9 protein-coding genes and 2 other annotated features are annotated in these 9,455 nt (G+C 42.1%); of the genes, 8 read left to right on the top strand and 1 reads right to left on the bottom strand.

Features of this window, described 5'->3' with window-relative positions; all coding sequences use genetic code 11:
* Positions 1 to 130: 130 nt before the first annotated feature.
* Positions 131 to 1,390, bottom strand: a complete 1,260-nt coding sequence (locus ACEQ1T_RS12260; protein ID WP_206843203.1) for an MFS transporter — start codon at positions 1,388 to 1,390, stop codon at positions 131 to 133.
* Positions 1,391 to 1,568: 178 nt separating this feature from the next.
* Here ACEQ1T_RS12260 and ACEQ1T_RS12255 point away from each other — a divergent pair, with 178 nt between their 5' ends.
* From ACEQ1T_RS12255 to trpA, 8 genes are all read left to right on the top strand, one after another.
* Positions 1,569 to 2,198 carry an MOSC domain-containing protein gene (locus tag ACEQ1T_RS12255; protein WP_370223141.1) on the top strand — a complete coding sequence of 210 codons (630 nt, stop codon included), beginning with the start codon at positions 1,569 to 1,571 and terminating at the stop codon, positions 2,196 to 2,198.
* Between the two features lie 63 nt (positions 2,199 to 2,261).
* Positions 2,262 to 2,516: a binding site (T-box leader), on the top strand.
* Positions 2,517 to 2,556: 40 nt separating this feature from the next.
* Positions 2,557 to 2,799: a binding site (T-box leader), on the top strand.
* 168 nt (positions 2,800 to 2,967) lie between these two features.
* Complete coding sequence (trpE, locus tag ACEQ1T_RS12250; protein ID WP_370223140.1) at positions 2,968 to 4,362, top strand: anthranilate synthase component I; 1,395 nt, start codon at positions 2,968 to 2,970, stop codon at positions 4,360 to 4,362.
* Positions 4,359 to 4,970, top strand: coding sequence for an aminodeoxychorismate/anthranilate synthase component II (locus tag ACEQ1T_RS12245; RefSeq protein WP_206843206.1), 612 nt, complete (start codon positions 4,359 to 4,361; stop codon positions 4,968 to 4,970). The genes trpE and ACEQ1T_RS12245 overlap by 4 nt, the downstream gene beginning before the upstream one ends.
* On the top strand, positions 4,942 to 5,967 hold the full coding sequence (gene trpD / locus ACEQ1T_RS12240; protein ID WP_206843208.1) for an anthranilate phosphoribosyltransferase: 1,026 nt from the start codon (positions 4,942 to 4,944) through the stop codon (positions 5,965 to 5,967). Before ACEQ1T_RS12245 ends, trpD begins: the two co-directional genes overlap by 29 nt.
* Positions 5,968 to 6,762: an indole-3-glycerol phosphate synthase TrpC gene (gene trpC / locus ACEQ1T_RS12235; protein ID WP_370223138.1), complete on the top strand. Its 795-nt coding sequence runs from the start codon at positions 5,968 to 5,970 to the stop codon at positions 6,760 to 6,762.
* Positions 6,759 to 7,382 carry a phosphoribosylanthranilate isomerase gene (locus tag ACEQ1T_RS12230; protein WP_370223136.1) on the top strand — a complete coding sequence of 208 codons (624 nt, stop codon included), beginning with the start codon at positions 6,759 to 6,761 and terminating at the stop codon, positions 7,380 to 7,382. The genes trpC and ACEQ1T_RS12230 overlap by 4 nt, the downstream gene beginning before the upstream one ends.
* The gene (gene trpB / locus ACEQ1T_RS12225) at positions 7,379 to 8,584 is read left to right on the top strand and encodes a tryptophan synthase subunit beta (protein WP_370223134.1); all 1,206 of its coding nucleotides are present in this window, start codon (positions 7,379 to 7,381) and stop codon (positions 8,582 to 8,584) included. The genes ACEQ1T_RS12230 and trpB overlap by 4 nt, the downstream gene beginning before the upstream one ends.
* On the top strand, positions 8,581 to 9,366 hold the full coding sequence (trpA, locus tag ACEQ1T_RS12220; RefSeq protein WP_370223132.1) for a tryptophan synthase subunit alpha: 786 nt from the start codon (positions 8,581 to 8,583) through the stop codon (positions 9,364 to 9,366). Before trpB ends, trpA begins: the two co-directional genes overlap by 4 nt.
* The last annotated feature ends 89 nt before the right edge of the window (positions 9,367 to 9,455 follow it).

The following is a 9,455-nucleotide window of genomic DNA, read 5'->3' as shown; positions in this document are numbered from 1 at the left end:
AATAATCAAAGGTGTTTCCCACCAGGCGCCAACCAAAAAGTGGCAGCTTTTCAATCAGGTTGTAACTGGTTTTGTACAGCAGCATTTTAAATAAAAAAATCCGTATCGTCATTGCACGATACGGATTTTTTTAGCCCTCATTTGCGTCAGGTTTGATTGCTATAATGGCTGCAAGGGCAGCAAGAATGGTTATTCCGCTTAATATATAAAAAAGCCCTTGATCAGAATGCTTCATCAGAATGGCAATGGCCGGCGGGCCGCCCGCAACGCCTATAAACCTCATTGAACTGTATAAAGAAGTAATGGTTCCACGTTCTTCTTTTGCAATTCCTTCCGTAATTAGTGCATCCAATGAAGGCAATGCAACTCCTATTCCAATTCCGGCAAACAGGAACATGCTGATCATAAACCACATATTGTTTGAAAAGCTTAAGATTGCAGTGGCAGCAGCCACTAGTACTGAGCCTAAAAAAATGATCCACTTCATCAGTATTTTATTTTCTTTTATTTTTTTTCCTGTCAGATAGGACGAAAGGCATAGTGCGCCAAGCGGTACAGCCAGGAGAAGCCCTTTTTTAACATCTTTAATATCATAAGTCTTTTCAAGCACATCAGATAAATAAAAAAGTATACCAAACAGCACAAACATGAGAATGGCACCTATTAAGAAAATAGCATAAAGCCATTTTCCGTTGTTTTTAAAGGTATCCTTGATATTGCTCCAAAATCTCTTTAGCGGAAGCGGCTCTTCTCTTTTATTTGGTGTTTTTACAAGGAAGAAAACCAGCAGGATTGAAATCGTACAAAAAACAGGAAAAGAAAAAAACGGTAAAAACCAAATAAACCCTGCCAGAAACGCTCCGAGAATAGGTGATAGAACTTTTCCAAAGGTATTGGAAGTTTCAATCAGGCCAAGGGAGCTGCTGACATCATCATCATTTTTAAACATATCTCCGACTAAAGGCATAACAATTGGTGCCGCACCTGCTGCCCCAACACCCTGCAATGCCCTCCCGGCTAATATGATCCAATAAGCATCAGCCATTTTCCATGCCGCCCATCCAGAGATCAGCCCCCCAATTCCTGCAATGAGAAGACTTGGTATAATGACTTTTTTACGGCCAATGTGATCTGATAAAAAGCCTGCGATTGGAATCAAAATAATAGCTACAATACTGTAAACGGTGATAATCATGCTGGATTGGAATGCAGAAATATTTAGTTTATTTTCCATCGCCGGCAGAACAGGAATCAGCATGGAATTCCCAAGAGTCATAACGAGAGGAATTGAAGAAAGTGAAAGAATGGCCCATTTTTGATTATGGACATCATCACCTGACTTCTTTTTAGCTTTTGAATTTACAGATTGTAAATTTTCAACATGCTCCATATTTCTGACCTTCCTTTTCGTTAATCAAACTAGTCTTAATATGGGCTAATTGCAGGAAAACTAACTAGAAAAACCTCTGTCTTTTTATGGGAAATTCAAATTCTGGAAAAATATGTTTCGATTTACTAAAAGGAAAGCGTTAAAATATAGAGAAAAGCGAATCTGGTGAGGGGATATTGTGAAAGAAATTATTGCGTTAAGCATAGGAAAGCCGAAAAAGCACAGCTGGAAAAACCGTGAGGAGATATCGGGAATCGGCAAAGAGAAAATTGAAAGTGCGTTCTTAACGAAGGATGGTTTCCAGGGGGATGGAGTGGCAAACACTGATTTTCATGGCGGACCCGACCGGGCAGTTTGCCTATACCCATTCGAACATTACGGGATGTGGGAAAAAGAATTTAAAAAGACATTCTGTCCACCGGCATTTGGTGAAAATATTTGTGCGGGTAATATGCTGGAAAAGGATGTTTTTATAGGTGATATCTTTTCGCTTGGTGAATCCGCTATCCAAATAACACAGGGCCGCATTCCATGTTCAACCATCTCAAAGCATAACGAAGAAGATCGGCTTTTAAGCAGAATTGTTGAAACATGCTTTACAGGCTATTTTTTCAGGGTGCTAAAGGAAGGAACTGTAACAGCAGGCAGCGTACTTAAGCTCGAAGAAAGAAAGCAGGAAAAGGTATCGGTTCTACAAGGAAATTTTATCATGTTCCATGACCGCAAAAATCGTAAAGCAATTGAAGAATTGCTGCAGATTGAAGCCCTTGCAGATGTCTGGCGTGAAAAGCTGGAAAAAGCTCTATAATAAAAAATTAATAAATACCCTTGACATTTTTCATTTATCGGAATAGTATAATAAACAATATATCGATCGGCAATGACAAAGAGTAGTAGCTGCAGTGGAAGCTAAAGAGAGCTGATGGTTGGTGCAAATCAGTGTGGAAACAGCAGTGAATGGACTTTCGAGCCTCCAAACCGAACCTTTTTAAGCAGTAGGCTTTGGCGAACAGTCTCATCGTTACAAGGGACAGATATTTCAACGTTTATTCGTTTTGATATCTGTTAAAGTGAGCTGATTTCTATCAGCTAATGAAGGTGGCACCACGGGTCTCTCGTCCTTTTTAGACGGGAGGCCCTTTTTTATTGTTAAATAGCTTTATTACTTTAAATCGCTGAGCAAGAGGAGTAGATTGATGGAGTCCGTTCAAGAGAGCCGGGGAAAGGTGAAAGCCCGGTACGGAAAATCATTCGAATGGACTTGCGAGAGGCTTCCTGAACGATAGTAGGGAAGCACGGGTTTCCACCGTTAAAAGGATAGGGTATCGATATGTTTCCGTACCCGAAAAAGGGAGCAGCATGTTGCTCTAAAAAGAGGTGGCACCACGTTCACAAGACACGTCCTCTATACCCGCAGATTCTGTCTGTGTGTATAGGGGACTTTTTTATTTAAAGTTAAGTATAAATTCTGAAGTTAGATAACTGTCTAGCACAAGTAGCCTACCATCCTCGAGGTGTCGGGGGTGATCAAGGCGCTTACGCTTTTCTGAATCCAAAAGAACTGGAGGAGAAATATATTGAAAACGATATTGGAAGGTCCGTATATCATCGAAGAGCTTGAGGGGGACACATTAACACCTATTTTAATCTATCAGAGAATGAGCGGAAGAAAGAAATTTCTGTTTGAAAGCTCACTTAAGCATGAAAAGTCGGGAAGGTTTTCCTTTATTGGTGCAGACCCTGTTATGGAACTAAAAGGGGATGGATCTCGAACGGCTGTTTCTGCAGACGGACAAATTGAAGTTTTCGATGAAAAGCCACTTGATGTAGTAAGAAGGCTGATGCCAGAGGAAATGCCTCACCCCTTAGAACAGTTCCCATTTTGTGGAGGAGCTGTTGGATATGCAGGCTATGATGTGATCAGGCAATACGAAGATATTGGGGTGATTCCTCATGATGAGTTGAATGTTCCGGATGTCCATCTTATGTTTTTTGAGGAAGTGGCCGTTTTTGATCATCTCGAGCAAAAGGTATATCTGGTAGCCATGCCTATACTGTCAGCAACCGATGAATCCCAGCTTCGTGAAAGATTACAGAAAAGAAAGTCTGAAATACAAAAGGGGGCTGTGGCATCTGAATCGGAAGAAGCAACGCTGTCGGCATTCAAAGCATCCATATCTAAAGAAGACTTCGTTGAAAAAGTAAATAAAGCCAAGTCCTATATTGAAGAGGGAGACATTTTCCAGGTAGTGCTTTCTCAGCGGTTAAAAGCAGAATTGACTGGAGATCCTTTCGCATTTTACCGGAAGTTAAGAGTGCAAAATCCTTCCCCCTACATGTACTATCTTGATTTTGAAGAATATGCGGTTGCAGGGGCATCGCCTGAAAGTCTTATAAAAGCAACTGGAAATAAGGTAATTACTAACCCTATAGCAGGAACAAGGCCAAGAGGCAAGACAGAAGATGAAGATTTACAGCTTGAAAAGGAACTGATAGAAGATGAAAAGGAGCTTGCCGAACACAGGATGCTGCTCGACCTGGGCAGAAATGATCTCGGCCGTGTCTGCGAATTTGGATCTGTAACTATAGAAAAAAACATGGTAATTGAGAGATATAAGCATGTCATGCACCTTGTTTCCGAAGTTGGCGGGAGACTGAAAAATCCACACACAGCGATTGATGCCTTAATAGCGTGTCTGCCTGCCGGAACGGTTTCAGGTGCACCCAAAATTAGAGCAATGGAAATCATCAATGAACTTGAAACAGTGAAAAGAGGAATTTACTCAGGGGCAGTCGGCTATTTTTCCGGAAACGGCAATATGGATTTCGCCCTGGCAATCAGAACAATGGTGATAAAAGATGGATTCGCTTATATACAAGCTGGGGCAGGCATCGTGCATGATTCTATTCCTGAAAAAGAGTACGAAGAAACACTTCATAAATTAAAAGCATTTTTGGAGGACAAAAAATGATTCTGCTGATTGATAATTATGATTCATTCACATTTAACCTTTATCAGTATTTAGGTGAACTGGGACAAGAAATTAAAGTTGTAAGAAATGATCAGATCACAATCGAAGAAATTGAAAAATTAAATCCTGAAGCAATTATTCTTTCACCTGGACCCGGTCGGCCGGAACAAGCAGGGATCATTGTGGATGTTATTCAGGAGTTTTACAGGAAGCTTCCTATACTGGGCATTTGCCTTGGCCATCAGGCAATTGGCTATGCGTTTGGTGCAAAAATTGAAAAAGCAAAGAAAATTATGCATGGCAAGGTGTCTAATCTTAAGCATAACGGATCGCAGCTGTTTCAATACATGCCGCAGCCAATCAACATCATGCGTTACCACTCCTTAGTTATTCAGTCGGGAACGTTGCCTGGCAGCTTTAAGGTTATGGCCAGGTCAATGGATGACAATGAAATAATGGCAATCAAGCATGAGGACTATCCTTTATACGGTTTGCAATTCCATCCGGAGTCTGTAGGAACAGGCCTTGGAAAGAGAATTTTGGAAAACTTTTTACAAACTATCGGGAGGGAAAATAAGGGTGAAAACAATACTGCAAAGGTTATCTGATCGGGAGTCATTAACAGAGGCAGAAATGAAGGAAGCCGTGGAAAATTTATTTGCCAATGACGTGACAGACAGTGAGATTGCGGCATTTATGGTGAGTCTTAAAACGAAAGGGGAAACAGTTGAAGAAATTGCAGGGATTGTAAAAGCGATGAGGGATAAATCCCTTTCATTTAGAAAGAAAATTCCTAATGTTTTGGATAATTGCGGTACAGGAGGAGATGGCTCAAGCAGCTTTAATATCAGTTCCACATCGGCCTTTGTGATTGCGGGAGCCGGAATTCCTGTTGCCAAGCATGGCAATAGAAGTGTATCCAGCAAAACAGGCAGTGCCGATGTATTGGAACATTTGGGGATAAATTTAAATCACTCCCCTGAGCGCACGGAGGAGATTCTGGAGGAAATTGGGATTGCCTTTCTTTTCGCTCCTCACGTTCATCCGAATATTAAAAGAATCATGAAAGTGCGCAAGGACCTGAGAATACCCACAACCTTCAATCTAATAGGACCATTAACCAATCCGGTTGAACTTGATCATCAGCTTCTCGGGATCTATCGGAGAGATTATATTGAAATGTTTGCAGAGGTGTTAAAAACTTTGGGAAGAAAACGGGCAGTTGTTTTAAATGGTGCAGGCTTTATGGATGAGGCATCCTTGCAGGGGGAAAATCACCTGGCCATTCTTAATAACGGCAAGGTAACGAAAAAGGTTCTTCACCCAGAGGAAGTTGGCCTATCCGTCAGCAGCAATGATGCGATCAGAGGCGGAGATTCAAGGGAAAATGCTGAAATACTCCTGAGTGTCCTTAAGGGGGAGACGGGAGCAAGAAGGGACACGGTCCTTCTTAACGCCGGGATTGGCATCTTTACAGGAGGCAAGGCCGAAACAATTCAAGGCGGGATAAATTTAGCCAGAGAAAGCATTGATTCAGGTGCTGCATTAGCAAAACTGCACAGGTTAATTGATGCAAGTAAAAGTGTCCATAAAGAGGTGATATAAGTGGGAACAATTCTAGATAAAATACTGGCTGAAAAAAGAAAAGAAGTCATCATGCTGCAGCAGGAAAAAGAATACTTTCAAGCTGGGGAAACAGTGATAAAACGTTCATTTATTAACAAGCTTGCATCAGGCAGTGAACTGGCTGTGATTGCCGAATTCAAAAGAGCTTCACCTTCAAAAGGTGATATAAATACCGGGCAGAATCCGAAAGATCAGGCATTATTTTATAGAAAGTATGGTGCGGATGCCATTTCCGTTTTAACAGACAATAGGTTTTTTAAAGGCAGTTTTGCGGATTTGTCAGCTGTCAGAGAGGCAGTCGGCCTGCCTATCCTTTGCAAAGACTTCATTATAGACGAGGTGCAAATTTTAAAAGCAAAAGCATCAGGGGCAAACCTAATTTTACTCATTGCTGCTGCCATGGAAGCTGAACGGCTTCAAGAGCTTTTCGATTTTGCAGAAAATGAAGGCCTTGAAGTATTGATGGAGGTTCATAATGAAGAAGAACTGGAAATAGCTCTGAAAACCGGTGCACAGCTGATTGGAGTCAACAACCGGAATTTAAAAACTTTCGAAGTAGACCTTGGTGTAACAGAAAAACTTGCGCCGCTAATTAAGAAGGCGGGAAGATTCCTGATCAGTGAAAGCGGGATTAAGTCAGAAGATGATGTACGGCGTGTAATTGCAGCAGGAGCCAACGCCATTCTTGTCGGGGAAGCATTTATGAAAGCAGAGAACCTGGAAGGGCTTTTGAAGGCCATGAAGCTTCCTTTGCAGGGGGCTGTCAGACAATGAAGGTGAAGATTTGCGGAATCAGGGATATCAGCACGGCACTTTCTGCGATTGAAAGCGGTGCGGATGCCCTGGGATTTGTTTTTGCTGAAAGCAAAAGAAAAATTAATCCTGAGTCAGCAGGGGAGATAATCAAAGAGCTGCCAAGAGAGGTTTTAAAAGTCGGAGTGTTTGTAAATGAAACGAAAGAGATCATTGAGGAAATTGTAAGTGTTTCAGGGATCAATGTCATTCAGCTTCATGGAGATGAAACGCCGGAATTTTGCAGCTCATTTTCTTTACCAGTTATAAAGGCTCTGAGCATTGGTTCACCAGAAGATCTTTACCAACTGGATGAATATTCATGTGAATACGTTCTTCTTGATAGTCCGAAAGGAAAATATCGGGGGGGCAACGGGGTATCGTTTGATTGGTCTATTCTAAACAATAACCCAAAGCAGAACAAAAAAATGATCCTCGCTGGAGGACTCAATCCTGAAAATGTGGGGGATGGAATTAAAGCAGCCAATCCTTATATGGTTGATGTAAGCAGCGGGGTTGAGACTGAAGGGAAGAAAGATCCGGAGAAAATAAAAAGATTTATAGAAAACGCTAAATGTGTGGAGAGGGAGGAAGTAAAATGAACACAGCATACACCTTGCCTGATGAACGAGGTCATTTTGGGGAATTTGGAGGAAGGTATGTGCCTGAGACACTTATGCAGGCCATTCTTGAATTGGAAGAGGAGTATAAGAAAGCACAAGCTGATGAAGGTTTTCAGAAAGAGCTGCAGGGTTTGCTGAAAGACTATGTCGGGCGTGAAACTCCTCTTTATTTTGCGGAGAACCTCACAAAATACGCCGGCGGTGCGAAGGTCTATCTTAAAAGAGAAGATTTGAATCATACAGGTGCCCATAAAATAAACAACTCACTGGGCCAGGCTTTATTGGCGCTGCGAATGGGAAAAAGAAAAATAGTAGCTGAGACGGGTGCAGGGCAGCATGGAGTTGCAACAGCAACTGCATGTGCTCTCTTAAATCTTGAATGCATTATTTTTATGGGTGAAGAGGACATCAGAAGACAGCAGCTGAATGTATTCAGAATGGAACTGCTTGGAGCGAAGGTGGTTGGGGTGAAATCGGGAAGCGCCACATTAAAAGATGCAGTCAACGAAGCACTGCGCTACTGGGTGACAAATGTCGAGGATACACATTACATCCTTGGCTCTGTCATGGGACCTCATCCCTTTCCTATGATTGTACGCGATTTTCAAAGTGTTATCGGAAATGAGACCAAGGAGCAATACCTTGAAAAAGAAGGGAAGCTTCCTGATGCAGTTGTAGCCTGCATTGGCGGTGGGAGCAATTCAATGGGAATGTTCTATCCTTTCATAAAAGATGAAACTGTCCGCATGATTGGGGTGGAGGCCGCAGGATTGGGAACAGATACTGAGAAACATGCCGCATCTTTAACAAAAGGAACTCCTGGAGTTCTTCATGGGGCATTAATGTATTTGCTTCAGGACGAACACGGACAAATTCAGGAGGCCCATTCCATCTCGGCTGGGCTTGATTACCCCGGAGTTGGCCCGGAACACAGCTATTTGAAAGACAGCGGAAGGGCCGAGTATGAATCCATCACAGACGATGAGGCGCTGGCTGCGTTAAAGCTTTTATGCAAATTGGAAGGCATTATCCCTGCACTGGAAAGCTCTCATGCTGTTGCCTATGCGTTAAAGCTTGCACCGCAAATGAAAAAAGACGAAGGCATTGTCATCTGTTTATCTGGCAGAGGAGATAAAGATGTAGAAACTGTAAGAGCAAAATTAGGAGGGAAAGGACAATGAACCGGGTTGAAAAAGTTTTTCAGAGCCTAAAGCAAAACAATGAAAGAGCATTTGTGCCATATATAATGGCCGGGGATGGAGGCTTAGAGACACTGGCCGAGAAAATCACTTTTCTCGAAAAAGCGGGAGCAACTGCCATTGAAATTGGGATTCCATTTTCGGATCCAGTTGCCGATGGGCCAGTAATCCAGCAAGCTGGCATTCGAGCATTAGAAGCCGGAACAACACTTAGAGGCGTCTTAGCTAAAATTGCGGAAATCCGGCCTATTGTTCACATCCCGCTTATCTTTATGACATACATGAATCCAATCATGGCATATGGCATTGGCAACTTTATTTCTGATGCCTCAAGGTCTGGGGTAGACGGCTTAATATTGCCTGATCTTCCTGCAGAAGAAGAGGAGATAATTGCACCAATCGCAGAGAGAGCTGGAATTGAAATCATCCGGCTTGTGACCTTAACCAGTCCATTGGAGCGGATCCAGGCGATTGCTAACAAGGGGAAAGGCTTTTTATACGCTGTAACGGTTAATGGCATTACGGGTGCAAGAAAAGAATTTAAAGATGAGCTCGGAAAGCATTTGAAGAATGTTAAAGATGTAAGTCCGATACCGGTATTGGCAGGCTTCGGAATTTCTGAACCAGAGCACGTAAAAGATATGAATCAGCATTGTGACGGTGTAATCGTTGGAAGCAAGATCATAGAACTCTTTCAAAGCGGTGAGTTAGCAAAAGTTGAAGAACTGATTGCTTCATCTAAAATAGAAGAAATTAAATTGTGAAACAAAAGCTTTCTCCTTGAAGGGGGAGGCTTTTTATTTGATTAAGCCCATTTATAAAAATATTTATTGTAAAGGTTGACATGCAAAGT

Origin of the sequence: Cytobacillus sp., from assembly GCF_964223445.1 — a bacterium.
Lineage (GTDB): Bacteria > Bacillota > Bacilli > Bacillales > Cytobacillaceae > Cytobacillus.
This window is presented reverse-complemented; position numbering and strand designations above follow the sequence as displayed.

What these genes read in the sequence shown, in the direction of transcription:
- ACEQ1T_RS12260 (WP_206843203.1), bottom strand. Translation starts at nt 1,390, where the DNA reads ATGGAGCATGTTGAAAATTTACAATCTGTAAATTCAAAAGCTAAAAAG.
- ACEQ1T_RS12245 (WP_206843206.1), top strand. Translation starts at nt 4,359, where the DNA reads ATGATTCTGCTGATTGATAATTATGATTCATTCACATTTAACCTTTAT.
- ACEQ1T_RS12230 (WP_370223136.1), top strand. Translation starts at nt 6,759, where the DNA reads ATGAAGGTGAAGATTTGCGGAATCAGGGATATCAGCACGGCACTTTCT.
- trpB (WP_370223134.1), top strand. Translation starts at nt 7,379, where the DNA reads ATGAACACAGCATACACCTTGCCTGATGAACGAGGTCATTTTGGGGAA.
- trpA (WP_370223132.1), top strand. Translation starts at nt 8,581, where the DNA reads ATGAACCGGGTTGAAAAAGTTTTTCAGAGCCTAAAGCAAAACAATGAA.